The organism is Streptomyces sp. NBC_00019, from assembly GCF_045041015.1.
GTDB lineage: Bacteria > Actinomycetota > Actinomycetes > Streptomycetales > Streptomycetaceae > Streptomyces.
The window spans coordinates 92,562-118,693 of the sequence record NZ_CP108302.1 but is presented as its reverse complement, the minus strand read 5'-3'; the positions used below and the strand labels follow the sequence as shown (position 1 = coordinate 118,693).

The following is a 26,132-nucleotide window of genomic DNA, read 5'->3' as shown; positions in this document are numbered from 1 at the left end:
ACGGTTCGGCACTTCCGTGAGGCGTGGTGATCCGGCGAACGCATGGGACCTCGACTCCATGCTGGGCATCATCGCGCCGGGCATCGAGCACGCCTACCACCAGGCGGGGGAGGCCCCGACGTGTGGATGTGTGCCGACTGCGTCACGCTGTGCGGCGAAATCCTCGCTCAACACGCGGGCGCCACGTAGCACGCTGAAGACCAGGCCCAGGCGGCGGCCCTCGGCGAGGACGAGCCCGCGCGGGCACCAGCTCCAACTGGCCGATGTGCTGCGGTCCTTCTCACTCCGGTTCTCACAGCGAGACGGCGCCTGACACGACCGTCTCCGGCCGGCGAGGTGACGACCGGTCGGACGAGTGCCGTACTGCGGCATGCAGAACGGTCGGCCGGAACCTGGGTTGCGGCCGACCGTCGATGGGGCGGGTTCATGCGGTCAGCGCGAGTGGATCAGCACACGCAGGGGTTCGTTTCCCATCCGAGGCTCAGGACGTCCATGTCCCGCAGAGCACCGGCGTAGGCCTGCACCTCGTCCACGGCGCCGTGCAGGTACTCGCCCCAGCCGTCACCGACCTTGCCGCGGCCGATCTGGAAGGCGCCGGAGCTCTGCCAGCCGTCGGGCAGGCTGGCCGTGGCGGCGGCGTTGGTGTAGCCGTTCAGGTAGAGCTTGATGGTGTCGGTGGCATCGTCGTAGACCACGGCCAGCCGGTTGCCCGAGCCCTCGCCGCCGTCGGCACCCGTGATCTGGGAGACGACCTTCTCCGGCGCACCGGCCTCGTCCCGCTCGGGCATCACCAACTGCCAGCTGTAGGTGGCCGGGTCGTAGCGCAACTTGAAGGCGTCGGTGTGCTGCCCGGCCTGGGAGAGCACGGTCATCGGATGCGCGGGTTCGGAGTCGGAGAGGCGTACGACGACACCGACGGTGAAGCTGTCGCCGGTGTCCACCACGGGCTCTTCGGTTGTGGCGTATCCGCTCTCGCCGTCGAGTGTCAGATGCCCGTCGCCGACCAGCGGCGGCGGCACGTAGGGGCAGTCCGGGTCGAGATCCGGGCTGCAGGAGGCGTCCGCGTCACGGTAGATCGAGGCGCCGCCGCCAAGCTTCAGCGGTGTCCCGTCTGACTGCTCGGGGCTCGCACCGTCCGTGGCGCTCGACAAAGACCAGTGGCCGAGCAGGTTGGGCTTGCGCCAGGCCAGTTCGCTGACCTCGTTCGGCACCACGACGCGGTCATGGACGCGCACGTCGCTGACGTCACCGTGCCAGCGGTCGCGGTATCCGGTGGTGCCTCGCGCGCGTCCGATCTGGAAGGCGCCGGCGGCTTCGGCGGGAGTCGCCGCCACGCCTTCACCCACCTCGTGGCCGTTGACGTACAGGTGGGCCTTTCCGGTCTCGGCGTCGTACAGCCCCAGTAGGTGGGCCCACTCGCCGGTCTCGGGGGAGCCGCCGGAGAGGCGCGCTCCTGCGATGGCGAACGACCATGCGGGGCCGGTGTCCGGGGCGCGCAGTCCGAGGGTGAACCCGGGGCGTCCGTCGGCGTCCTGGCTGGCGACCGTCATGGTGCGGCCGGTCTCGGCCGGCCGAACCCAGGCGCTGACGGCGAAGGTCTCGCGGATGTCGGTGGCCGGGGCGTCCGGGGTGAGGAAGCCGTGACCGCTGCCGTCGAGGGCGACCGTCGTGGCGGCCGTGGTGCCGCTCGGCGCTGGGCCTCCGAAGGTGGCACCCATGCCGGCGCGGGCGGGGGTGCCCGTTTCGGCGGCTGCCGAACGGGACCCCGCCGGGTCGTCCAGCTTCCAGCGGGCGACGGCGGCTCGGCCGGACTTCACGTTGAAGTCGTACCGGGCTTGTGTGCTGCTGCGACCAGACCGGTCGATGGCGCGGACGGTTAGATTCTTGGGTCCGGAGGTGACGGGCAGGTAGGGGATGGTCACGGCCGCGCCGGGTCGCTCGGCTGTGGCGGTGCCGTAGGGGCCGCCGAGGAAGCTGTAGGTGTACGACACCACGTCGTCGGAGGGCGAGTCGACGGTGAAGTGGCCGTAGACGCCGACGCCGTCCACCCAGAACACCTCATCCGGGGTGGGGTATTCGGGGGAGCTGATCGTCGGCTTCTCGGGGCTCGTGTCGTCGTAGACGAACGAGCAGACCGAGCCGTCGCCCTCGTCGCTCCAGGGGGAGGTGGCGTGGCCGTCGTTCGCGCGGACGTGCCAGGAGATGGCGGTGTTCGCGGGCAGGTCGCTCGGCGTCGTCCAGTACTGCCGCGATCCCGAGGACAGGGTGATGGTGGTGTAGGAGCGGCGTTGTACCGTCCCGTCGGCGTCCGTCCACCAGGCTTCGAACTCGCCCGAGAGCAGGTTGCCCTCACCGGGCTGGTTGTCCTCTTCAGGGTCGTACAGTACGGCGCTGAGCCGAGGCGGTTCCGGTACGTACACGGTGTCGTCGCCCGTTGCGCAGGGCTTGCTTCCGGACTGGAGATCCGCGACGAGTGGTTGCTTCGGCGGCAGGTTGTCCACGGCGTGCGCCGAGCCGGTGAGGCTCGCCAACAGTGCGGCCGCGCAGACCGCCACCACCGTCCCTCTGCGTCTGCCGGTCTTCCCGGACAGCTTCAACTGGCCCTCCCCTGGGTGTGGTTGCTGCTCGTGGATCACACGAGGGCACAGAAGCTAACAGGTGGCGCTGACAGTGCTGAAAGGATTTCTGCCCAGCTTGATCTTTAACCTGTGCGGCGGGGGCGTGGGGGATACGCGCTGTATGGGCTGCTTGACGCGGTGCCGGATGCCGAAGCGGGCGGGCAGGCCGATGCCCTGGCCGCCCGCGCCACCACATACATCTCCCTCACCATCGCCGGCCAGGACAAGCCCCTGCAGCGCTTCATCGCCGGCGCGGACGCCATCGAGGCCGCCGAGGCCAAGGCGAAGCAAGTCCTCGCCAGGCCGAGGCCTCCCGCGAACTGGGCGACAACCTCGCCTACGACGACACCACAGTCTGAGAGGGGCCCATGCCACTGAAGGGCGAGTACGAGCCGAGCCCGGCGCAGTTCGTGCGTGACCAGGTCGAGCTGTACGAAAGCTCCGGCGGTACGCAAGGAACGACGCTGGGTGTCCTGGTCACCCGGCGCAGCAGGGGAACCGCTAGGAGGAACCCGAGGATCGCCCAGGCGGTCAGGACCAGGGCGACATGGGCAGTTCCCAGGAAGCGGCCGCCTTGGCGGTCCCTGCCGTGCGACGTGCCGGGCAAGGTCACTTGGATTCGAGGTGTCCCAGCGGGTGGCCGCCCACGAGGACCGTTTGGGCGTGGTTCCAGTCAGTGTGGTCGATTCCGGTGACGTGGCGCAGATAGTCGAGGGTGACCTGCTGGACGAGGGTGACACGGTCGGGGTTCTCGTCGGTGGTCTTCGCTGCCTGGTAGCCGGAGATGCCGCCCAGGAAGTGCTCGCCGCCGTGGACGGTCAGGAGGCTCTTGTTGCCGTGTCGGAGGGTGTAGGGGTCGGTCGTCCAGGCCGGGCCCCGGGTGGAGAGCGGGAGATCGTCCTTGTCCCCGGCGACGACGAGGCCAGAGGCGGTGATGTGGGAGAAGTCCTGATCGCGCAGCCAGGGAAGGTTGTCGTGGGCGAACGGGGTCAGCTCGCCGCCGCCCTTGCCGGCAGTGGCCAGTTGGATACTGGCCACGACCTGCGGGTCGGACAGGTCCTTCGTGAAGCCGGTGTACGGTCCCTGACGCGCAGACCCACCAGGATGCCCGCAGTCTGCCCTTCGAAGGAGTGTCCGGCCGCGACGATGCGACGGTGGTCCATCCGGCCTGCCAGACCCGCCTTCGCTTCGCGCCGACCGCGCCCAGAGGCGCCCGGACTTCCTGCCCGTGCCCTCCGTCCCGGCGACCGACCTCGCCGCCACGGCCGACCGGCCCGCCCGGAGGGCGCTCCGGGCGTGTGCCCCCGGCAGGAGCCCGCGCATTCGTCTCCGAGTGACGGACATCCGGGTGTGAATGCCGTCGGATTGTCGATGATTGTCGATGTAACGACAAGACTGACCCCTGCCTAATAGGCTCGGACAATCTGTCACCGACAAGCCCATGGGGGGTCTCGTGACACACCGCCCGCTCGCCGGATCATTCAGAGGGTTACGCCGTATCGCGGTCCTCACCGTACTCGCCCTGACTGTCCCGCTGACGGCCACCACCGCCGAGGCACACAGCGGCGTGGAGGCCGCCCCGGGCAATCCCGTCATCGCCTGGAACATCCACGCCCAGACCGCCGTCTACGACACCGCCAAGCAGTCGCCCACCACCAGCACCCGCAGCTTCGCCATCGTGCAGGGTGCCGTGTACGACGCGGTCAACGCCGTCGCCGGCCGTCCGTACGAGCCCCTGATCAGCGCGCCCCGAAGCCGCCCCGGGGACTCCACCGCCGCGGCGGTGGCCGCGGCCGCCCACGACACGCTGCTGTGGCTTTTCCCTGCGCAGGCCGAGTCGCTGAACGCCCGGTACGACGAGGCGCTGGCCGCGATCCCCGACGGCCGCGCCGAGGACGGCGGGGTGGCCGTCGGCAGGGCCGCCGCCGCGGCGATGACCGAGAGCCGCCGTGACGACGGCTTCGACCCCACCGCGCCATGGACCGTCGGCACCGAGCCGGGCCAATACCGGCTCACCCCGCCCGGCTACGTCAACGTCGGCGCCTGGGTGCCGAACCTGAAGCCGTTCGTCGTCCCCGACGCCGGCGCCTTCCGGGTCAAGCCCCCGCCCGCCCTGACCGGCGCCGCCTGGGCCCGCGACCTGAACGAGGTCAAGAGCCTCGGCGCGGCCACCAGCACCGTCCGCACCCAGGACCAGACCGAGGCGGCGATCTGGTGGGACGACCCCCGGATGGTCGAATGGTCGATCACCCGGCAACTCGCCGACGCGCACCGCCTCAGCAGCCTCCGGACGGCCCGGCTGCTCGCCATGGTGTACGTGGCCTCCGCCGACACCCTGATCGCCTGCTACAAGGCCAAGGGGCACTGGAACTTCTGGCGCCCAGTGACGGCCATTCCGCTCGCCGGCACCGACGGCAACGCGGCCACCGATCCCGACCCGGACTGGACGCCGCTGCGGGTCACCGCCCCGTCGCCGGAGTACCCGTCGGGCCACGCCTGCTTCACCACGGCGGTCATGACGGCCCTGGGGTCGTTCTTCGGCCGTGACAACCTCACGTTCGCCGCGTACAGCCCCGCCTCCGGCACGACCCGCCACTACGACAGCCTTCAGGCGGCGACAGCCGAACTCCAGGAGGCGCGAATCTGGGCCGGCGTGCATTACCGCTTCGCCGCCGAGCACGGGCACCGGCTCGGGCTGACGGTCACCCGCGACGTCCTCAACCGCGCCTTCCAGCGGCGCTGACGCGGCCGTCGCTTCCACCACCGCAGGGAGGACAGCTCGGGACAGCACCGACACCGGGACGGTGACCGAAGCGCAGTTCAGCGGGGACGGGCCGCGGAGAGGATGACTGGTCTCCGGCCAGGAAATGGTGGTTGTTGCGGGCATGGTCCGGCACTGAGCGTCCAACGGAGTTTCTGGGCGAGGAGCTCGCGGGGCCGCTCACCGAGGCGACCGATGATGATCCAGACCTTGAGATGCGGACAGCAGTCGACATTCCGTTGCCGCTGCTTCTCGCCGAGTACGAGGAGCAGAGTGCCCGCTACCGTCGCCTGGTGTCCGAACACGACCTGGACTCGACGGCCAAGCGTCCCATCAGCGACGGCCGCCACGTCGATCTCCGGTGGGTGATCCTCCACCTCTTTGAGGAGACGTCCCGCCATAACGGCCACCTCGACGTCGTGCGTGAGCTCGTCGACGGGCGGACCGGCGCCTGACTGGTTCCAACACGAAGGAGCGAGAGACCTGATGGAACCCGTGGTGCCCGATCACGTGCCCCTGCCCGCGTCCTTTCCCATCGTGCCCGCGACCAATCCCGACGGCGGCTGGGGTAAGCGGCGCACTCCGCTGCCCGCGCCACCGCTCGACCTCGGCCCCGCGCGGTCCGGCGGAGAGATCGGCTACGTCGCACTGCGCACCCTCGTGTTGTCCACGCTGGCGCCGGAAGAGCGTCGAGCCCTGCGCGAAGGGCTTGCCCCCGACGAACGGGCCCGCCTCACCGCGCAGACGGCGGGCCCGGAAGGAGAGCGCCTCCTGATGGTCCGCGCGGGACTGCGGCTGCTCCTGGGACAGTTGCTGGACGCCGACCCGGGGGCCGTCGTCCTCGATGACGGCCCCTGTCCGCACTGTGGCCGGCTCCATGACCGCAGTGCGTGCTCCCCGGCCGGCCGTCGACTGCACTTCGCCACGGTCGGGCGAGAAGATCTCGTCGTGTATGCGGTCAGCCGCTTCCCCGTCGGGCTCGGGCTCGCTGTGACGGACGGACCCGACCGCGAGGCATGGCTGCGGGGCCGCAAGCCGGCCCGGCTCGCCGCGTCCCGAGAGGGGGTGGCTCGGGGACGGTGTTCGCGCACGCGGGACGGTTCGGTGGAGCACATCGTGCGCTTCGTCCATACGGCGCCAGAGCACTGCTGCGTCGTATCGGTGGTGTATGAGGTGCCCTTCAACGAGGACGCCCCCATTTCCCTGGACCCGGCGACCGACTAACGACAGCCGCGCAACCGGCTGTGGCGGCTGCGCATGCGGGGTACGACCACTGCGCAGGCCACGCTAGGAAGCCGCTCCGAACAGCGGCGCCTCGCCGGGCTCCATGTCGGGGCGGATACGGGTGAGCCGGACCGGGCGGCGCCAGCGTCCGGGCGCTGTCCCGGGCGCTGGCGACGGCGACTTCGGCGGCGACCTCGGGCACGACCAGGTGCACCGGCAACTGCTCCCGCGAGCCCCACCCCCACACGGAAGGTGCGCCCCGTCCACGGGCGACCGGTGTCCCCGGCGTGCAGCTGGTCGGCGACGGCGTGCCGGGCGGCCGCGCCCAACGTCGTGGTGCGGCCGGCGTACCGCAGGCGCCCGCTCTCGTCGCAGCGGCGCCCAACAATGCGGTGGTGGGCGCCCGCAGACTGCCGGTGACCACACCCTCGATCGCTTCCACGGTGTGCCGCGCCGTGTACTTGGTCCACCCCCGCCCGCCCGGCACATACCTGCTTGCCAGGGGCCGGAACACCAGACACTCGATGCCGACGGCCGTATAGTCGGCCAGCCACGCGGCCGCCTGCTCCGGGTCGGTCGTGGTCGGGCACAGCGACCACGGCGCCGACAGACCCTCCTCGAGAAACAACGCCTGAAGCGCGGCGTAGCGGTCACTGAAGGGGAGACCGGTCAGGTCCGAGCCGTGCACGCGCAGCAGCTCGAACGCGACCAGGTGCGCCGGGAACTCGACCGCCGCGCGGGCCGCGGCCGCACCACGGCGGTGCATGCGCTGCTGGAGACGCTCGAACGCGAGCCGGCCCTGCCGAGCAGCGCGTAAGCAACTCCTCCGGCAGTTACGGGGACGCCGAGCGATGGTCAACCCGTCGCGCACCGGCAGCATCACCGAGTTCACCCGCTCACCGACCGTGATGCAGGTCGTTCAGCCGCCGGAGCCCGGGCCATAGAGCGCGGCGATGTCTTTGGACGTCGTCCACCGGCTGTAGGTGGGCGACTGAGGCCAGCCCTCGGGCGAGTCCTGCCACTCCTCCTGCCGTCCGTACGGCAGGACGTCGATCAGCGGGAAGGTGTGACTGAGCTGTTCGGTGCCCCGGCCGTTGGTGTGCCAGGTGCGATAGACGGTGTCGCCGTCGCGCAGGAACACGTTGACCGCGAATCCTGCGTCGGGCGGTGCACCGACGTCGGCCCCGAAGGAGCTGTTGGCAGTGGAGTACCACGTCATCTGGTTGCCGACCCGCTGCTGGTCGGCGAGTGCCTCTTTGATCGGGCCCTGGGTGACGATGACGAATCGCGCATCGTAGTTGTCCAGGAACTCCAGGCGGGTGTACTGCGAGGTGAACCCCGTGCAGCCCGGGCACTGCCATTCCTTGCCGGCGAACCACATGTGGTTGTAGACGATCAGTTGCCTCTTGCCTTCGAAGACGTCCGCCAGCCGAACGGGGCCGTCCTCGCCCTCCAGGGTGTAGTCGGGCATCTCGACCATCGGCAGGCGACGACGCTCGGCGGCGATGGCGTCAAGCTCCCGCGTCGCGGCCTTCTCCCGGGTACGCAGCGCCTCGAGTTGGCGCTCCCAAGATGCGGCGTCGACGACGGGTGGTAGTGCGTGGGTGGTCAAGGTCCCTCACAGAATCGTGTGCAGCTTTCGCTCGTGCAGAGGTAGACCCCACCGGGCCCCGGAACTCATCGCCCCGAGCCGCCCCTTCGGCGCTCGCGTTGCCGGGCCGGCTGAGCGGCGGCGTACCCCGGTTCCCGAGCGCTCGCAGGCGGGTCGCTTCGATGTCGTGGGCGGTGACGGCTGCTGGCAGGTGGGTTTGTGTGTGGGAGCTGGCACCGCTTGTCGCTCAGACCCAAAAGGCCACCGCGAGCTGATCAGTCTTTGCTTTCCCCGGCAGTGGCTTGTGCGCCGTGCCGTGTCGGGTCAGTTGTCGAGGGGTCGAGTTCGTCGGCGGTACGGGCCCTGCGGGTGGGAGAAAACGTCAGTACGAGTGCCTGGATGACTGCTCCGGACAGTCCGGTCCACAGGGCGAAGCGATAGCTGACCTGGTCGGCGAGTACTCCGCCCAGTGGTGCCCCCACCGCTACCATTCCCCAGTTCATCGAGCGGATCGTCGCGTTCATCCGCCCGCGCAGCCGATCGGGTGTGACCGCCTGGCGGTAGCTCATCTCCACCGGGCTTTCGATGCCGATGGCCAGGGATACGAGGAAGAAGCCGAGCGACACGGAGGCAAGCGCCCACGGTCCACGCTCGGCCAGGACCAAAGGCAGCCAGCCGACGGCGGCGAGCAGGCGGAAGGCGATCACAGTGGCGCCGACGTCCAGTCTTGTGGCCACGCGCCCGGAGAGCGCACCGCCGAGTAGCACGCCGACACTCGCGAAGGCGTAGGTGACCCCCAGACCGAACTCCCCGATCTTGAGCTGTTGCAGGGCGAAGACCACGAAGACCGTGCTCACCATGCTGTTGAACAGGAGCATCGCGTGCGAGGTCAGGGCGATAGACGCCAGCGTGCGATGCCGGTAGACCCAGGCCACGCCCTCGCGCAGCTCGCTGCCCAGGCTGCGCCGTGCGCCGCGATCAGGGACAGGGTCGGGTGCCTTCACCGAGGCGAGGAGCAGGCCGGACATCAGATAGGTGAGGGCGTCCACCAGCACGGCAAGCGGCGCTCCCATGATTTTGATCAGTGCCCCGGCGATCAGCGGGCCGGTCGAGCCGGCCACCGCGTCGGCCTGTTGCACACGGGCGTATCCCGCGTTGAGCAGCTCTTTGGGTACCAGCTGTGGCACATACGACTGGTTGGCCGCCTCGAACAGCAAAGACAGCACCCCGAACGCGAAGACGAACATGCACAGCGCGGGGATGCTGAGCCGATCCAGCGCATACAGCACCGGTATCGCACCGAGCAGGACTGCCCTTGCGAGGTCCGTGGCGACCATCATCGGCTTGCGCCGCCAGCGGTCCACCACGACCCCGGCTATGAGCCCGAAGAGCAGATACGGAACCCAGCGGGCGGCATTGACGATGCCGACCTCCGTGGCGGATGCGCTCAGCACCACCGCGGTAAGGACCTGCAACGCCAGTCCCGTGACCTGAGAACCGAACGCAGACACAGCCGAGGCGGTCAAGAAGCGTACGTACCCAGGGACTTCCACCAGGCGCGGCATGATCGGACCGTATCAGCGAAGATCACCGGCAGATGATGGCGGAACAGGTCACCCAACGCCGGCAGAGATGCGCCAGTGTTGACGGCTCTCATCCATATTTCCGAGCGCTCTGATCGTTAAGTGCTCCCGAAGCCAGCGATAAACGTTGCCCGCTCTCGCTTGCGAAACCAATGCCTCGTGCAGCGGGATGAGGGGAGCCATCGCAGGGGTGTGGGGAGCCAGGGCACTCGTTCGGGCGTGGTTGGTCAGCCTGCTGTCGGGCTCTGCGGGTCCTGTGCTCGCGTGAATCCGTTGCTGCGTTCCACTTTTGCCACATGCAGTGTGTAGCTCTGGTACCACTGGGCTCGCCCGCGCTGTTGCGCCGCGCGGTGCTCGGCGTTGGTCCGCCACTGGGTGAGGGCGTCGGCGTCGCGGAAGTAGCTGACGGTGATGCCAAGCCCGCCGGGAGTCTGTGCGTGGTCCATCCCCAGGTACCCGGGGAGGTCTATCACCAGGTCTTCCAGGCGTGCGTTGGTCTGGCTGTAGTCGTTCTGGGTCTGGGTTCGCACCGTGGTGAAGACCGCTACGTAGTAGGGGGGTGCATAGGCTTCGACGGGCGTGACAGGTGCTTGGGGGTGACTGCTCACGGCGCCCTGGTGAGGGAGGATGCGCACAGTGATCCGGTGTCCTTTCCTGAACGGGATGCGTAGGGGATACGGCTCGTGGTCAAAGGTGTCCGAGCGGGCATTCTTGGTGCCGTGTGAGGGCTTGGGTTCGGGTATGGGCGAGCCGGTAGGATCCGGCGCCTTTTCGGCTGATCGCCCCACCCGTCCGCAGGCACAACGGCCCTGTCGCACCAGAGCCGATTGCGCGGACGGTCACGCGGTGGGCCGCCGTGCGTACACCTCGATCTCGATCTTCATGCGGGGATCGGCGAGGCCGCACATGAGCATCGTGGCGGCCGGCCGGGCCTGGCCGAAGGTGCGGCGCAGTACTGGCCAGCAGGGTTCGAAGTCGCCCCGGTCGGGCAGCAGATAGCGCACCCGTACCACGTCGGCGAAGGTGCACGTCGCCTCGGCCAGCGCGGCCTCGATGTTGCGCAGGCACTGCTCGGCCTGCTCCACCACGTCGTCGGAGATCGTCATGGTGGCGTAGTCGAACCCGGTCGTCCCGGACACATGAACCCAGTCGCCGTCGACGACAGCGCGGGCGTAGCCGATCCGCTCTTCGAACGTCGAGCCGCTGAGGATGGAACGTCGCTCCGTCATGCGCCGAACGCTAAGTGAGCAGCACAGATACGTCTAATACAGCTTTGGGTGTGGGGTGATATCCCTGAGCGTATGGAACGCCCTGAACTTCCTCTTCAGCAGCTGCACGCCTTCGTCGTACTCGCCGAGGAACTCCACTTCGGCCGCGCTGCCACCCGCCTGGGCATCGCCCAGCCGCCACTGAGCCAGCAGATCCGGCGCCTGGAGGACAAGGTCGGCCACGCGCTGTTCAGCCGCGGACCAGGAGGTATCACCCTCACCCCGGCAGGCCGAGAGCTCCTTCCTGCCGCCCGGCACGCCCTCAACGGCCTCGCGGACGGCCTGGCCGCTGCCCGCGATGTCGGCAGCGGCAGGACCGGCCGGCTGCGGATCGGCTTCGCTGCCTCCCTCGCCCTGACCGTCCTGCCCGGCCTGCTGCGAACCTTCCGGGAACGGTTTCCCGCCGTGGACCTGGACATCCAGGAAATGACCACCACGCCGCAACTGGCCGCTCTGCGCGAGAGGACGATGGACATCGGCCTGGTGCGCGAACCGCCGACCGACGACGCGGACCTCGGATTCGCGACCGTGCTGACCGAGCCGTTTGTAGCTGTCCTGCCGTCCGCGCACCCCTTCGCGGCGCAACGCGCCGTCCGCGTCGAGCAGTTGGCGGACTGCCCCTTTGTGCTTCTGCCACGCGCCGTCGGCCCCTCGCTGTACGATCAGATCACCGGGCTGTGCATCGCGGCAGGCTTCACGCCCCGGGTGGCACAGCACGCCGTGGAATGGCAGACCGTCTGCGCCCTGGTGGAAACCGGCCTGGGTGTGTCACTGGCCCCGGAAAGCATCCGCCGCATCCGCCTCAAAGGCGTTGCCTTCCGCAGGATCGAGCCCAACACCACTCGCACACGAGCCGCCGTCGCCTGGCGTAAGAACGACTCAAATCCCCTGGTCCCACGCCTCTTGGCCGCTCTCGATCGAGATCCCTCGGGAAGGCTTTAGGCCCATGTCACGGGGGCGTCGGGCGCAGCCGTTTCCGTGATGGCAGGGGCTCAGTTCCGCTGTCGGCTCTTCGAGCGGCGGCTGAGTTCGGCGGTGTACTGCGCGCGGGAACTGATAGAGGCGGCGGCCGAGCCGCGATGCCGTTGTTTTAGTTGCGGGCGTACGCTGCTTCGTAGTGCTTCCCGGGGGTGGTACGGGTGTCGGTGCGTTTTCGGGGCTAGGGCTGATGACCTGGGTGTATCGGCCTGGGCCAAACGCTAGACGCTCCAGGGCCGCAAGACCTGGTCCAGTGGACGCGACGCCCGCCTCGACGCGTTCGGCTGGCTCAACCGCTACAACATCCGACGCCGTCACTCCCGCCTCGGACAACGCAGCCCCATCGCCTACGAGACAGCACTCGACACAACAACAACTACCCTGGCCCAAGCCGCATAGCCCGTGTCCAAGATTCCGGGTCAAGGCCCCTCCGTACATACACCCCCCGTCCAGTTAATCTCCTTCGCCTCGCTGTGGCAGCGCATTTCGGCTGCTGATCGCTCTTCGGGCGGAAGAAGTATTGCCACCTGTGGAAACAGCCACTGAGCGTTTCCAGCGTTGACGTTCCGGCTGAGGACGGCAGCGGTGATGACCGTCATGCGGTTGGGGCTGCAGCGGGCTCTGCGGAAGACGCGCCAAGGCTGCTGCGCCTGCGCCAGGTTTTTGCACGGCCATGCTGCTGTGGGCCCAATGGCGGCTACGCCCGACCGCTTGGCGCCTGGGCGAAGGGGAAACTGCAGTTCACCTCGGAGGTCGGTAGAGGCCGCGTCCAGTCGATTCGGAGGCGTACGTGCCACCGGCGACAGCGGCGGATCACAGGCGTCATCTGGACAACTGAACCGAGGGCCCCCTTGTGTTGGGCGTGCCCCTGGTCAAGGGCGGGTGCCGCCCTCCCTGGCGACGGGTTCCGGTCAGGCGGTGTCACGATCCTGTAGCCCGGCTGCCGACCCCTGTCAGCATGCTGACACCGGTGTCTCCTCTTGTGCGGCTTTCGCGCTGGCATCGTCGAATTGGCCGGAAGCGATCCGGTGAGGAGTTCCGACCCTGGGGGAAATCGTGACCAGGACACTGCCCTGTAGGAAGTCATCCGTCCCCGCGCGGGTCGTCACCGCGCTGGGGTTCGCCCTCGTCGTGGTGCTGGTCTCGAGCGGGGCCGCGGCGGCGTCCGACGTCGAGGGGCCCGCGGCGTCGGCGCCGCTCGAGGAAGTCGCTGCGGCCCTTGTGGCCCAGCTCCTTTGCGAGCGGCCGGCCGAGGCCGTGGCCGTAGATCGCCACGCTGCGCTGGAACGGGCCCACCGCGGCGAAGCGGATGACCGGCCTGCTCGCCACTCTCCCGTCGCTGAGGCCCCGGTCTGCAAACTGGTCAACGGCTGGGACTAGGCGGACGCGATGCGGTTTCGCATTCTCGGGCCGCTGAGCATCACCGACGGCTCAGACAGCGCAGTACTCCAGCCTTCCAAACCCACCGTCCTGCTGGCCGTGCTTCTGCTGCACGCCAACACGGTCGTCTCCGCCGAGTACCTGCAACGGGCCATCTGGGGCGAGGAGCAGCCCGTCACTGCCCGGGCCGCGCTCCAGACCTGCGTCCTGCGGCTGCGGCAGCTCTTCACCCGGCACGGAGTGATCGAGACTTCCGTCGAAGCGGTGCCCGGCGGCTATCGGATCACCGCCGGACCGCGGGCCCTGGACCTGATCGGATTTCGGGACGGGGTGGCCCGGGCGGAGTCGTCCCGCACCCCGGAATCCGAACTCCATCTCCTCAAGGACGCGCTGTCGCTGTGGGAGGGGCCGCTGCTGGCCAACGTCCGCTCCGACGTGCTCCACCGCGACGAGGTGCCCCGACTCGAGGAGGAACGGCTGAGGACCTTGGAACGCGTCTACCACCTGCAGTTGCGTCTCGGCCACTGTGGCGAGGCGCTCGTCGAACTGTGGGGAGTGACCCGGAAGCACCCCGGCCACGAGCGGTTCCGCGAGCAACTGATCGAGGCCCTCTATCGCAGCGGCCGGCAGGCCGAGGCGCTGGCGGAGTACCGGCGGGTCAAGGAGTACCTGCACGATGAGCTGGGCGTGGACCCGTCCCCGGCTCTCCAGAGACTTGAACTGGCCGTCCTGCGCGGCGAGGACCTGGGTACCGCGGCCGAGGCACGGCCGAAGTCGTGGGCGCTCGCACCGGAACAGTGGGCGGGCGCCGCGCAGCCGGGACCGTCGCTGGTGGTCCCCGTGCCAGGGGTGCCGTCCTTCACCGGGCGGACGGCCGAGGTCACCGCTATGGTGGCCCGGCTCGCCGCGGCCGAGAACAGCGACGGCGAACCCGTGACCGTGCTGGTGTCCGGAGCGCCGGGCATCGGCAAGTCGGCCCTCGCCCACCACGTCGCCCACCTGGTGCGGGACAGCTTCCCCGCCGGTCGGCTGCTGGTAAGGATGGTCCACCCGGACGGGGTGCCGCGCAGTTCGTCCGCGGTGGCGGAGGATGTGGCGGCGGCCCTGCGCGGCCGTCGGCCCGGTGATGCGGCGCTGCTCGTCCTCGATGACGTGGTCGACGCCGACCAGGTGAGACCTCTGCTGTCGGCCCGTCTTGGCGGTGCCGCCATCGTCACCAGCCGGATGGGGCTCGCGAGTCTGATCGCCACACACGGCGGCTGGGTGCACCGGCTCTCCACCTTCGACGACGAGGACGCCTACCGGTTGCTGCTCGCCGTACTCGGTGCCGAACGCGTGGAGGCCGAGCCCGAGGCGGCCCGGCGACTCGCGGCGGCCTGTGGCCACTATCCGCTCGCCCTGCGCATCATGGCCGCCCGGCTGCTGACCCGCCCCGGGCTGCGGCTCGCCGACGGGGTCGACTGGCTGGCCGAGGACCCGCTCGCCCGGCTGTCGTTGGCCGACTCACCCCGGATGTCCGTCGCACACGTACTCCGCCAAGCGTTCGCCCGGATCGATCCCAGGCTGGCCGAAGCCTTCGTACGGATCGGGCGGCTGCCCCTGAACGCGCTGCGGGCACAGGACTGCGCACCGGTGCTCCAGATGGCGGCCCCCGAAGCCGAGAGCGTCCTGGAACGGCTCGCGGACGCCGGATTTCTGGAGGAAGGGCCGCCCGGCCCGTACCGGGTGCACGACCTGCTCCGCGTGTACGCACGCGGCCACGCCCCGAACGAACTCGACCGGACAGAGCTCCGGACGGCAGACCGGACAGAGAAGGTGTGATCCTCCATGGCTGAAGCCATCGCCGAAGAAATGACCGACAGGTTCGACTCGCTCGCTGGCACCCGGCCCCGCATCCGCCGGGACGTGCTGTTCACCGAGACCCCGGGCGGGGTTCTCTTCCACAACGCCGACGGCGGCTTCCATCTCACGGGCCGTACCGCCTACCGCTTCGCTTCCCTGCTGGTCCCGCACCTGGCCGGGCACCACCGACTGGCCGACGTCTGCCAGGGTTTCGGCCCGGCCCAGCGGGCCATGGCGGCCGAACTGGTCAAGACGCTGTACGAGCGGGGGTTCGCCCGCGACATACCGGAGGCCGAGGACGGCGACTTGGCCAGGCTCGGCGCGGACGTGACGCGGCGGTTCGGCGCGCAGATCGCGTACGTCGACCACTACGTCGACGGCGCCAGCGAGCGGTTCTCGCGATTCAGGAACACCCCGGTCGCGGTGCTCGGCGACGACGCCGTCGCGCGCTGGTGCGCGTTGAGCCTGGTCCGCAACGGCTGTGCGCGCATCGGCGTCACGACCGGCTTCGCCGATGTCGAGGCCGAGGCGCACGAGGCGAGCGCGGACGGCTGCACGGTGCGGCTCGACCGGATCGGTCCGGACGCGGGTGGTGAGGAGCGCACCGTCTGGGACCGTCTCGCCGAGTACGACGTGGTGGTCGTCACCGGTGTGGACTCCGCCGCCCGCGCCCAGCGGCTGCTCGCCGACGAGGTGCCCGAGGGTAAAACGCTGATCCCCGCCTGGACCTTCGGCGAGCGGGCCGTCACCGGTCCACTCTCCACCGCCGCTTCCACCGGCTGCCTGTGCTGCGCGGTGCTGCGGCTCGGCGGCAACGTCGACTCCGGTGCGGCCGCCGACCTGTGGAGCGGGATCGCGGCCGGTACCGTCGCCCCGGCGCCGGACGCCGGCGGTCCGCTGCTGGGTCCGGTCGCCGCGATGTCGGGCAACCTCCTTGGCTACGAGGTCTTCCGGATCGTCACCGGCGCGCTGCCCGCGGAGACGGACCGGCAGGTCCTCGTCCAGGATCTCGAGTCGCTGGACGTCATGGCCGAGCCGGTCCTGCCCCACCCGCGCTGCCGCCGCTGTGCCTTTCTCGCCGAGGAAGGCACAGCGGAGCTGCCCGAAGGGCTCTCGCTGCCGGTCACCCCGACCGTGGACACGGCCCGTGAGGCGCAGTCGCTGGTCGACGAGCTGAACCGGGTCAGCACCGCGCTGGTCCGCCCGTACACCGGGGTCTTCAGCCGGTACGACGACGAGGGCCTGACCCAGACCCCGTTGAAGATCAGCCGGGTCGAGGTGGCACTGGGCCACGGCGTGAGCCGCAGGATCGCCGCTTTCGACGTGCACCATCTCGCGGGTGCGCGCACGCGGGCGCTGTACGCGGCGGCCGAGACGTACGTGGAGCACGTGGTGCCCCTCGTGGCCACGCAGGACCGCGCCGGTGCGGTCGCGGCTGTCGGCCCCGACGCCCTGACGACGGGCGCGGGCACCGGCTGGACCGGGGAGGACGTCACCGCCTGGATCACGGCGACCTCGCTGCTCACCAAGGAGCCGGTCGCGGTGCCCGCGGCCGCCGTGCGCCCCTTCGGCGCGTACAACCGGCACCGGCTGCACCAGGCGACGGCCGCGGGCACGGGTGCCGGCGGCACGGCGGAGGAGGCGGCGGGACGCGGACTGCTGTCGGCGCTGGCCCATGACGCGCTGCTGCGCGCCGTCCGCGGCGCCGCCCAGACCGGCACCGTGACCGCCGACGCCGACCCGGAGCTGGTCTTCCTGCTCAAGTCGGCGGCCAACCTGGACATCGAGGCGGAGCTCGTCGATCTGGGCGAGGGCGCGCATTCCTCGGCCCAGGTCGTGCTGGCCCGCGAGACCGGCGGGCGCTGGGCGGTCGGCGCGGGCCTGTCTCGCCGGGCGGCGGCCTGTGCGGCGCTGCGCGACCTGCTGGGGCAGATCCAGCTCGCCGCGGAGGACGCCACGGAGGCGGTCGACACCGGTGACCCGCTGCTCCGGGACCTCGCTCCCGGCACGATCGCGGTGACGGGCGGTTCCGTTCCCGCGGACGGCACCGCCACCACGTTCGACGCGGTGCTCGAGCGGCTGCGCGGCGCGGGGCGGGACGTGCTCCATGTGCCCACCACCCCGGCCGACCTCCCCGAGGGTGGCATCAGCACGGCCCGGATCCTGCTCACCACCGCAGCCACGGGCGGCAGCGATGCCCGCTGAGACCACCGATCCGCTGGAGCGCTCCTGCGGGGACCTGGCTGAACGGCTCCGCCGTGGTCTTGCCGCCCACGGAACGGGGGCACCGCTCGACGTGGCGCCCCTGGGTGTCCACGACGCTTTCGCCGACGCGGCGCCGGACGCCGTGCCCGGCTCCGTACCCGTGCGGTTCTACGGGCGGCACGCCGTCGTCGGGCCCTTCCCGGACCCGGGCGGGAGCCGGCCCGGGGGTACGGTCGGATCCGACACGGTGGACGGATCCGACGGCGTGGACGGATCCGGCGAGGTGGACGAAACACTCGCCCGGCCGTGCGCCCGCTGTCTCGCACGGCGCTGGCAGGCTGTGCGGTCCATCGCGCTGCGGGAGGCACTCGAACTCGGCTCCGGTACCCGGGCCGCCGGCGAGTCGCCGTACGTCACCCCGTTCACCGCGTCCGCGCTGGCAGGGCTGATCGCCGCCCGGCTGGAGGGAACCGGACCGCGCACCGGAACGTTCCCCGCCATCCACCTCGTGGACCTGGCGACCTTGATGGTGCGTCACTACCCGCTGGTGCCCGACCCGGAGTGCCCTCACTGCGGCCGCAGTGAGCAGGACACCGCCCAGGCCGCGGTCCTCACCCTCCGCCCCGCCCCCAAGCACAAACCGGGCACCTTCCGGATACGTGACATCAGCGCGTACGAGCTGCCCGTCGAGCCCTACGCCAACCCCGTGTGCGGATCCCTCGGCCCCTCCGTCATCCACGACGTGTCGTCGCTGTCCACCTCCGCCACCATCGGCTGCTTCTCGATGCGGTCGGGCGAGTACCTCCGCGAGACGTTCTGGGGCGGACACGCCGACACCTTCGGGCAGAGCGAGCGGATCGGCGTACTGGAGGGCCTGGAGCGCTACGCGGGCATGCGTGCCCGGGCCAGGGCCGCCGGCGTCCGGGACTCCCTGACCGGACTGCGGGCGCGCGGCGAACACGCCCTCGACGCCCGGGAGTGCGGGCTGTACTCGCCGGAGTTCCACCGCGCCAACCCGCGTGTCGCCCCCTTCACACCCGACCGCGAGATCCCCTGGGTGTGGGGGTACTCCCTGCGCGACAGTCGGCCGATCCTGGTCCCCGAGGTGCTGACGTACTACCACGCGCCCGGCCTGGAGAACCGCTTCGTTCAGGAGAGTTCCAACGGCTGTGCCTCCGGCGGCTGTCTGGAGGAAGCCGTCTACTGGGGCCTGATGGAGGTCGTCGAACGCGATGCCTTCCTGCTCACCTGGTACGGCCAGGCGGCTCTCCCCGAGATCGACCCCCGCACCAGCACCCGGCCCGCCACCCGGCAGATGGTCGACCGGCTGGAGATGTACGGCTACGAGGCCCGCTTCTTCGACACCCGGATCTCCTTCCCGATCCCCGTCGTCACGGGCGTCGCCGTACGCCCCGACGGTGGCCTGGGCCGCATGTGTTTCGGCGCGGGCGCGGGACTCGACCCGGAGTCCGCGCTGGCCGGGGCGCTCTGCGAGATCGGCACCGACGCCGTCAACCTCCAGGGCCGCACCGAACGCGACGAGGCACGGCTGCGCGCCATGGCCACCGACTTCACCAAGGTCGAGGCGCTGCACGACCATCCGCTCGCGTACGGCATACCGGAGATGGGGGAGCACGCCCACTTCCTGATCGGCGCACCGGGCACACCCCGCCGGCCCAAACGCTCCATGAGCGAGCTGTACGCGAACGGTTTTGTGCTGCCCGTCTCCGACGACCTCCGCGACGACCTGACGCGCTGCGTCGAGGCGGTCACGGACGCCGGGTTCGACGTCGTCGTGGTCGACCAGACCATGCCGGAACAGCGGGACCTGGGGCTGACGACGGTCGGTGTCATCGTGCCCGGTCTGCTGCCGATCGACTTCGGTTGGACGCGCCAGCGCGCGCTCGGAATGCCGCGGCTGCGCACCGCACTGCGGGAGGCCGGCCTGCGCGAGCGCGATCTGGCGCCGGCCGACTTCAACCCGGCGCCTCATCCCTTTCCGTGACCCGGACGCCGGTCCCTCGTGGTGAGGGGCCGGGCGTGCGACCGAGCTCAGACCTCGAACGTGACCAAGGAGTTCACCATGGGGTACGCCCATGACTACGCCGCTGCCATCCTGCAGCGCGGCCGGGTCCCGATGCCACCGGCCGACTTCGTACCGAACTGGACCGACAGCCCGCGCAAGACCAAGTTCTACCCCGGCACGGACATCGTGCCGCTGCCCGACGGCGGTTGTCCGGCCGAGGCGACCCTGGACCGTGGACTGGCCGAAGTCCCGTACGGGGAGGCGTTGTTCGACCTCGACTCGCTCTCCGGCATGCTGCGCGACTCCTACGGACTCATTGGCCGCCGCCTCGGTGTGCAAGCCAACACCGACCTGAGCGCACTGCCGTCCTACCCGCTCGCCAACTGGTCGCGCGGCACGGCCTCCGGAGGCGGCCTGTACCCCGTCAGCGTCTACTGGGTCTCCGGGCCGGGCGGGCCGCTGCCGCCCGGAGTGCACCACTACTCGACCCGGCACCACGCCATGCGCCGGCTGCTCACCGGCGACGTCTGTGGCGAGGTGCGCGCGGCCCTCGGCGAGGACGCTCCCGGCGCGGACACCGACCAGTACCTGGTGCTCGGCATCAAGTACTGGCAGAACGCCTTCAAGTACAACAGCTTCTCCTTCCACGCCGTGAGCATGGACGCCGGCACCGTCGTGGGGACCTGGCGCATGTGGGCGCGAGCGCGGGGCCTGGACATCGAACCGGCGCTGTGGTTCGACGAAGAGCGGCTCGCCCACCTGCTCGGCGTGCGCACCGAACAGGAGGGCATCTTCGCGGTCGTCCCGCTGAACTGGCAGGGCGCGCAGGCGAGTTCACGGAACACATCGCCCGTTCCTGCCGCCGTGCGGCACCAGGACGTCGAGCGTTCCAGGACTGTCCTCACCTTCGACGCCCTCCGCAAGATGCAGGCCGCCACCGCCCGGCACGCGAGTCGGCGGCCCGCTCCCGGCGTGCTCGCCCCGGCCGCCGCCTTGCCCGCGGACCCGGCCCGGCCGCACGTCGCGCTGCCCGACGCCCGGCCGCTGGACACCGACGTACGCAGCGCGCTGCGCCGGCGTCGCAGCAGCTTCGGCCGTTTCGACGCACAGCGCCCCATCACCGGCGATCAGCTCGCCGCCTGCCTGGCCGCCGCGACGTGCGGGGCTCGGCTCGGCGGCGACACGGGAGATGCCCGGCTGGCGAAGCTGTACGCCTTCGTCAACCACGTCGAGGGGCTCGCCCCCGGCGCCTACGAGTACGACCCCGACAGCCGTGGTCTGCGGATGGTCCGGGAGGGCAGGCCGGGAAAGTTCCTGCAGAAGAACTACTTCCTGTCCAACTACAACCTGGAACAGGCCGGCGCGGTCCTCGTGCCCACGGTCCGTACCACCGCCGTCCTCGACACCGTGGGCGACCGCGGCTACCGGCTGGTCAACGCCACCGTCGGCGCCGTGTCCCAGGCCGTCTACACGGCGGCCTCCGCTCTGGAGCTCGGCTGCGGTGTCGCGCTGGGTTTCGACAACATCTCGTACATCGAGGAACTCGGCCTGGAGCACACGTGCGAGGCGCCGCTGCTGATCATGATGATCGGTAACGAGCGGCCCGCTCCGGCCGACTTCCGGTACGAGATCGCCTAGCCGTTGAGTACCGGAAGGGGGGAACCCTCGATGCCGTTCCTGATCCGGGTCGCCGGACTGCCCATCGAGACCGTGCACAGCCTGCGCTGCCCCGACAGCCGCCGTTGGGCCGACGAAGTGCTGGCCAGGACCGAGGAGTTGCGTGCCGTCGGCGAGCGCGTGGGCGATCTGCTGCATGCCCTCGTCGGCGCGAACGAGGACGATGCGGTGCGACGCAGGCTGCTGAAGCTGCGCCGCGAGGTGTTCAACAATCGGCTGCCGCTGGACGCTGACAGCGCTCTTGCTCTGGTCCGCGCCCTGGACCAGAAGGCGGGTGAACACCTCGCCGGCTGGCTGGCCGGCCGGCACCGGCTGGCGGGCCTTAAGGCCGAAGGCGCCGCACTGCTCGCCGCCGAGACCGGGCGCAGCCGCGCCGAACTGCGCCGCCTGGTGGGGGAGGAGCGGCTGCGCGGCGGCCTGCTGCTGGCCTCGCCCTCGCTGGACGCCCAGCTCGATGCCTTCGCGTCGACGGCACCGGAGCGTCCCGGCAAGAAGCAGCGCAAGATCGAGCGCTCCCTGCTGGCGTACCTGTACCGGACGGTGTGCAAGACCAGCCCGTTCAGCACCTTCACCGGCGTCGCCCTGGGCGAGTTCGGCCACGGCGGCCTGGAGGTCCGGATCGACGACGAGTGGACCAGCCACCCCAGGCTCAGCGTGGTCGCCGTGGCGCGGCTCGCCGAGGCCGTGGTCGCCGACCCCGTCCGCCGCGCCGACCTACCGGTGACGCCGGCCTCCGGCTGGGGGCGCGACGACGACCGGGTGCGCTATGTGCGGCGCTGGGTGACCGCGGGCGACGACGACACCGCCGTCACCTTCGACGCCGTCAAGGACCGGCTGTTCTTCCTGCGCCGCAGCGGCACCCTGGAGCGGCTGCTCGGCCTCTTCGAGGAGCGCGGGACGCTTCGCTACGGCGAGTTGTCCGCGTGGCTCGCCGCCGACCGTAACGCCCCGGCGGACGAGGTGGAGCAGTACCTGGATGCACTCCTGGATCTGGGCATGGTCCAGGTGCCGTGCCTGCGCACGGAGGTGCACGACACTGATCCGCTGCGGGCTTTCCAGGAGTCACTGCGGGCCCTTGGCCGCCCCTGGGCCGGGCAGTTGGCGGACCGCCTCGAGGCACCGATCGCCTGCGTCGACAGCTTCGCCGCGGCCGGCCCCGCCGAACGCGGGGAGCTGATGCGTCGGCTGCGCGAGGGGCTGCGGACCGTCCAGGAGGAGCTGGGCGCCGAACGCGCCCGGGTCCCGCAGACCGTGCTGTACGAGGACGCCGCCGCGGGCCGGGACGTCACGCTCGGCCTGGACGCCTGGACCAAGCTGGCCGCCAAACCGCTGAGCGCGGTGGAGGGGATCCTGCCCGCCTTCGACCTGACCCTGCCGCAGCGGATCACGTTCCAGGGCTTCTTCCTCGCCCGCTACGGTCCGGGCGGGCGCTGTGACGACCTGCTCAAGCTCGTGCACGACTTCCACGAGGACTTCTTCGATCAGTACATGTCGTTCACCGCCGGGCGTACGTCGTTCGACGCGCAGGGGCGGTACGTGCCCGAGGAGAACTGGCTGGGCCTGGCCCAGCTGAAGGCGCTCGACACCGCGCGCCAGTCCTTCGTGGATCGGATGCGGGCCTTGTGGGACGAGGCGGCAGGGGTGGCAGGGGTGGCAGGGGTGGACGGTACGGCCGGTGTCGACGAACTCGTCCTCGACGAAGCCTTCCTTGCCGACGTGGCAGGCGAACTGGCCGACGTGGCACCGAAGTTCGCCCCCATGAGCCACCACCTCCAGCTCGCCCACGACACCGGCGAACCGCTGGTCGTCCTCAACCGCTCCTACGGCGGGCTGTCGTTCCCCTTCAGCCGGTTCACGCACTGCTTCGAAGGGCTCGACGACCGGCTGCGCGAGAACGCGGACGGCCTGTGCCCGCCGGGCGCGGTGTTCGCCGAGGTCACGGGGGGCCCGGTCACCAGCAACCTGAATCTGCACGGCCGGCTGACCGAGTACGAGATCGTCTGCCCCGGAGAGAGGGGCACGCTGCCCGAGGAGTTCTGCCTGCGTCTGGACGACCTCTGCATCGAGCACGACGAGGCCGAGGACCGGCTGGTGCTGCGCTCGCTGCGGCTCGGCCGTGAAGTGATCCCCGTCTATCTCGGCTACCTGGTGCCCCTCGCCCTGCCGGAGCTGCCGCGCACCCTCCTGCTGCTCTCCCCGACCTCGATGGCTCCGCTCAACGTCTGGGGCGGCGTCCCGGAGAGCGAGCCCGTGGACCAAGTGACCCGGCGTCCGCGCGTGCGGCACGGCAGCGTCGTACTGAGTCGGCGCAGCTGGAGCGCGTCCGCCTCCGTACTGCCGCTGCACGCGCCGGGAATGTCGGACGAGGAGTGGTTCCTCGGCTGGCACCGCTTCCGACGGGCGCACCGGCTGCCCGACCGGGTCTTCGTGACGGTCTCCGACAGCGGGGCGCGCGGCGCTACCGGTGCCAAGCCGCAGTACCTCGACTTCGACAGCCCGCTGTCGCTCACCGCGTTCGAGGCGCTGCTCAAGAGCCCGGAGGCTCGCGTGGTGTTGAGGGAAATGCTCCCCGACGAGGACGGCCTGCACGCCGTCTCCCACCGCGGTCGCCATGTCGCCGAACTGGCGGTGGAGACCGCCGCCTTCACCGGCACGTCCACCGCTGCCACCGACATCGCCACTGCCGTCACCAGCCGACGGAGGACCACGTCATGACCAGCACCATCGTCTCGGGAGCCGGCGCGTGGCAGGCCACGCACGTCTTCTACGCCGCCAACCCGCGCCCCCTGCTCATCGAGTGCGTCCGCCCTCTGGTGGACGAACTGGAGGCAGAGGGACTGATCGCGAGCTACTTCTTCATCAACTACTGGCTGGAAGGCCCGCACGTCCGGCTCCGCCTCAAACCCGCCACACCCGAGGCGGGGCCGGAGGTACGCCGCCGCACCGAGCGGGCGATCGACGCCTTCCTCGCCGCGCGCCCCGCGCTGTACGAGGTGGACTCGGGCTTTCTCAACGACTTCTACAACACGCTCTTCGAGATCGAGTTCCCGGGCACCGAGCGCGGCCACTACATGGACGACCAGGGGCGCATGAAGCTGCGCCGCAACAACTCCCGCAGCGCCGAGGGGTACGAGCCGGAGTACGGCAAGTACGGCGGCCCGGCCGGCATCGAGCTGGCCGAGTGGCACTTCCGGCACTCCAGTGACCTGGTCATCGATGCCTTGCGAACGAAGAACCTCCATCTGCGCACGGTCCTGCTCGGTACCGCGGCCCAGCTGATGATGGTGATGTCCGGCTCCTTCCTGCCGGGTGATCAGGAGCTGGCCGACTACCTGGACAGCTACTACGAGTTCTGGCACAAAGCCTTTCCCGGCACCGGCTTCATCGGCACTACCGAGTACGACAGCAACTACGCGGCGATGGCACCCGACCTGGCCGCCCGCTTCGCCGGGATCCGCGCGGCCGTCGGCCGGGGCGAGCCCGGCGCACTGCCCGCCTTCCTGGCCGGTTGGGCCGAACACTGCGCCGAACTGCGGGACAGGGCCCGTGTGCTGGCGGCCGACGGTGACCTCGTGTTCCGGTCCTGGGACGGCGAACGGGACGAGACCGTCACCGATCCGGCGGTGGCCCTGCCGCTCCTGCTGTCCCCGTACATGCACATGACGAACAACCGGCTGCACGTCACCATCCGGGACGAGGCCTACCTCTCCCACGTGTTGGGCCGCTGCCTGCGCGAGAGGCCCACGGAGGCCAAATCATGAGCACCCGGCTCCCCCCGGAGGCATCGGTTGCTTCCGTGGAGCGCTACCGCCCGGAGCTGCGGCCGGAGGTACGGGTCAGCGACGAGCTGCTGCTGGGCAACGGGACCGTACATCTGATCAAGAACACCGAGAACGGGCAGTCCTTCAAGGTCGGGACCAGGGAGCACTTCCTGATCTCGCGGATGGACGGCTCGCGGAGCCTGGACGAGATCGGCGCGGAGTACGCGGGGCGCTACGGGCGGCGACTGTCCGACGCCAACTGGCAGCAGCTACTGGGGATGCTGGGCACCCGGGGGCTGCTGGCCGGGGCACCCGCGGCGGCCCCGGCACGGGACGCGGCACCAGAGGCACCAGAGGCACCGCAGAGCGGCACAGCGCCGAAGGCCGGACGGACGCTGCTGCGCGGCACGTTGCCGCTCGTCGCCGACGCGGACGCGACCGCGGGCCGACTGCACCACGCGGCCGGGTTCCTGCTGTCCCGCTGGTGGATGGTGCCGCTGCTCACCCTGGTCGTCGTCATGGAAGCCACCTTGGTCCTGCGGGCGGGCGAACTTGCACTGGCCACCCGGGAGACGTTCACCAACCCGGTCCTGCTCACCGCGACAGGCGCCCTGCTGTGGCTGAGCACCGCCCTGCACGAGCTGGCCCACGGTGTGGTGGCCAAGCACTACCAAGGCCGCGTCTCGGAGATTGGCCTGCGCTGGCGGCTGCCCTCGGTGATCATGTACTGCACCGTCGACAACTACCTGTATCTGCCCACCCGTTGGGCGCGCGTCGCGACAGCCCTGGCCGGTGCCGTGATGAACCTGCTGTTCCTGCTGCCGTTCTGCGCACTCTGGCTGCTGGCGCCTGTGGACGACGCCACCCAGGACGCCCTGGCGGGGCTGCTGTTCCTCGGCAGCATCCAGGCGTTCGCCATGCTGGTTCCCCTTCCGCCGCTCGACGGATACAAGATCGCCGGCCAGGCGCTGGGCGCGACCGAGCTGGCGGCGTCCAGCGCCGCGTATCTGCGCCTGGCCCTGCGCCGCGACGCCCTCGCGGCCGGTTACCCGCGCCGCGCCCGGATCGCGTACACCGCCTACCCGCTCCTCTGCCTGCTCGTCCTCGGCGCGCTCGTCGCGGGCGCGGTGTCCCTCACCTACTTCCTGCTCGCGACGCCATGAACACCGTGAGCACAGCACCCCGACCGACGCGAGCACCAACCCCAGGGAGAGTTCC

At 70.3% G+C, this 26,132-nt stretch carries 19 protein-coding genes and 2 pseudogenes; 13 read left to right on the top strand and 8 right to left on the bottom strand.

From position 1 onward, the window contains the following. Positions 1 to 446: 446 nt before the first annotated feature. Positions 447 to 2,597: a LamG-like jellyroll fold domain-containing protein gene (locus OHU89_RS00595; RefSeq protein WP_405638786.1), complete on the bottom strand. Its 2,151-nt coding sequence runs from the start codon at positions 2,595 to 2,597 to the stop codon at positions 447 to 449. Between the two features lie 159 nt (positions 2,598 to 2,756). Here OHU89_RS00595 and OHU89_RS00590 point away from each other — a divergent pair, with 159 nt between their 5' ends. Then, positions 2,757 to 2,996 (top strand): hypothetical protein, encoded by a 240-nt coding sequence (locus OHU89_RS00590; protein ID WP_405638783.1) that lies wholly within the window; start codon positions 2,757 to 2,759, stop codon positions 2,994 to 2,996. After that, a pseudogene (locus OHU89_RS00585) lies at positions 2,987 to 3,133 on the top strand (nitroreductase family deazaflavin-dependent oxidoreductase); the annotation flags it as partial. The gene OHU89_RS00590 and the pseudogene OHU89_RS00585, both read left to right, overlap by 10 nt. A gap of 94 nt (positions 3,134 to 3,227) precedes the next feature. Here OHU89_RS00585 and OHU89_RS00580 read toward each other — a convergent pair. After that, positions 3,228 to 3,796 (bottom strand): annotated as a pseudogene (locus OHU89_RS00580) (chlorophyllase); the annotation flags it as partial. Between the two features lie 275 nt (positions 3,797 to 4,071). On the opposite strand from OHU89_RS00580, the gene OHU89_RS00575 reads away from it, so the two are divergent. From OHU89_RS00575 to OHU89_RS00565, 3 genes are all read left to right on the top strand, one after another. Continuing rightward, entirely contained in the window at positions 4,072 to 5,361 is a 1,290-nt protein-coding gene (locus OHU89_RS00575; RefSeq protein WP_405638781.1) for a vanadium-dependent haloperoxidase, read from the top strand. A 131-nt stretch (positions 5,362 to 5,492) separates the two neighbouring features. Then, positions 5,493 to 5,834 (top strand): DUF664 domain-containing protein, encoded by a 342-nt coding sequence (locus OHU89_RS00570; RefSeq protein ID WP_405638779.1) that lies wholly within the window; start codon positions 5,493 to 5,495, stop codon positions 5,832 to 5,834. A 31-nt stretch (positions 5,835 to 5,865) separates the two neighbouring features. Continuing rightward, on the top strand, positions 5,866 to 6,603 hold the full coding sequence (locus tag OHU89_RS00565) for a hypothetical protein (RefSeq protein WP_405638777.1): 738 nt from the start codon (positions 5,866 to 5,868) through the stop codon (positions 6,601 to 6,603). Here OHU89_RS00565 and OHU89_RS00560 read toward each other — a convergent pair. The 5 genes from OHU89_RS00560 to OHU89_RS00540 form a co-directional block, all read right to left on the bottom strand. Continuing rightward, a complete protein-coding gene (locus OHU89_RS00560) occupies positions 6,560 to 7,369 on the bottom strand; it encodes an ATP-dependent DNA ligase (protein WP_405654230.1) in 810 nt (269 codons plus the stop codon). The genes OHU89_RS00565 and OHU89_RS00560 overlap by 44 nt on opposite strands. A 153-nt stretch (positions 7,370 to 7,522) precedes the next feature. After that, positions 7,523 to 8,215: a DUF899 domain-containing protein gene (locus OHU89_RS00555; RefSeq protein WP_405638774.1), complete on the bottom strand. Its 693-nt coding sequence runs from the start codon at positions 8,213 to 8,215 to the stop codon at positions 7,523 to 7,525. Positions 8,216 to 8,469: 254 nt separating this feature from the next. After that, positions 8,470 to 9,759 (bottom strand): MFS transporter, encoded by a 1,290-nt coding sequence (locus OHU89_RS00550; RefSeq protein WP_405638771.1) that lies wholly within the window; start codon positions 9,757 to 9,759, stop codon positions 8,470 to 8,472. A gap of 245 nt (positions 9,760 to 10,004) precedes the next feature. Next, a complete protein-coding gene (locus OHU89_RS00545; RefSeq protein WP_405638769.1) occupies positions 10,005 to 10,385 on the bottom strand; it encodes an antibiotic biosynthesis monooxygenase family protein in 381 nt (126 codons plus the stop codon). A 231-nt stretch (positions 10,386 to 10,616) separates the two neighbouring features. Next, positions 10,617 to 11,006 (bottom strand): RidA family protein, encoded by a 390-nt coding sequence (locus OHU89_RS00540; RefSeq protein ID WP_405638767.1) that lies wholly within the window; start codon positions 11,004 to 11,006, stop codon positions 10,617 to 10,619. A gap of 72 nt (positions 11,007 to 11,078) precedes the next feature. Here OHU89_RS00540 and OHU89_RS00535 point away from each other — a divergent pair, with 72 nt between their 5' ends. Beyond that, positions 11,079 to 11,987: a LysR family transcriptional regulator gene (locus OHU89_RS00535; protein WP_405638764.1), complete on the top strand. Its 909-nt coding sequence runs from the start codon at positions 11,079 to 11,081 to the stop codon at positions 11,985 to 11,987. A gap of 1,119 nt (positions 11,988 to 13,106) precedes the next feature. Here the strand turns inward: OHU89_RS00535 and OHU89_RS00530 are convergent. Next, positions 13,107 to 13,352 carry a hypothetical protein gene (locus OHU89_RS00530; protein ID WP_405638762.1) on the bottom strand — a complete coding sequence of 82 codons (246 nt, stop codon included), beginning with the start codon at positions 13,350 to 13,352 and terminating at the stop codon, positions 13,107 to 13,109. A 60-nt stretch (positions 13,353 to 13,412) separates the two neighbouring features. Here OHU89_RS00530 and OHU89_RS00525 point away from each other — a divergent pair, with 60 nt between their 5' ends. From OHU89_RS00525 to OHU89_RS00495, 7 genes are all read left to right on the top strand, one after another. Next, positions 13,413 to 15,224 carry a BTAD domain-containing putative transcriptional regulator gene (locus OHU89_RS00525; RefSeq protein WP_405638761.1) on the top strand — a complete coding sequence of 604 codons (1,812 nt, stop codon included), beginning with the start codon at positions 13,413 to 13,415 and terminating at the stop codon, positions 15,222 to 15,224. A 6-nt stretch (positions 15,225 to 15,230) separates the two neighbouring features. Continuing rightward, complete coding sequence (locus tag OHU89_RS00520; protein WP_405638759.1) at positions 15,231 to 17,450, top strand: TOMM precursor leader peptide-binding protein; 2,220 nt, start codon at positions 15,231 to 15,233, stop codon at positions 17,448 to 17,450. Beyond that, on the top strand, positions 17,440 to 19,455 hold the full coding sequence (locus OHU89_RS00515; protein ID WP_405638757.1) for a TOMM precursor leader peptide-binding protein: 2,016 nt from the start codon (positions 17,440 to 17,442) through the stop codon (positions 19,453 to 19,455). Before OHU89_RS00520 ends, OHU89_RS00515 begins: the two co-directional genes overlap by 11 nt. A 78-nt stretch (positions 19,456 to 19,533) precedes the next feature. Then, positions 19,534 to 21,114 (top strand): nitroreductase family protein, encoded by a 1,581-nt coding sequence (locus tag OHU89_RS00510; protein ID WP_405638754.1) that lies wholly within the window; start codon positions 19,534 to 19,536, stop codon positions 21,112 to 21,114. Positions 21,115 to 21,144: 30 nt separating this feature from the next. Then, positions 21,145 to 23,868 (top strand): lantibiotic dehydratase, encoded by a 2,724-nt coding sequence (locus tag OHU89_RS00505; RefSeq protein WP_405638752.1) that lies wholly within the window; start codon positions 21,145 to 21,147, stop codon positions 23,866 to 23,868. After that, positions 23,865 to 24,914, top strand: a complete 1,050-nt coding sequence (locus tag OHU89_RS00500; RefSeq protein ID WP_405638750.1) for a lantibiotic dehydratase C-terminal domain-containing protein — start codon at positions 23,865 to 23,867, stop codon at positions 24,912 to 24,914. The genes OHU89_RS00505 and OHU89_RS00500 overlap by 4 nt, the downstream gene beginning before the upstream one ends. Further along, the gene (locus OHU89_RS00495) at positions 24,911 to 26,077 is read left to right on the top strand and encodes a M50 family metallopeptidase (RefSeq protein WP_405638748.1); all 1,167 of its coding nucleotides are present in this window, start codon (positions 24,911 to 24,913) and stop codon (positions 26,075 to 26,077) included. The genes OHU89_RS00500 and OHU89_RS00495 overlap by 4 nt, the downstream gene beginning before the upstream one ends. The last annotated feature ends 55 nt before the right edge of the window (positions 26,078 to 26,132 follow it).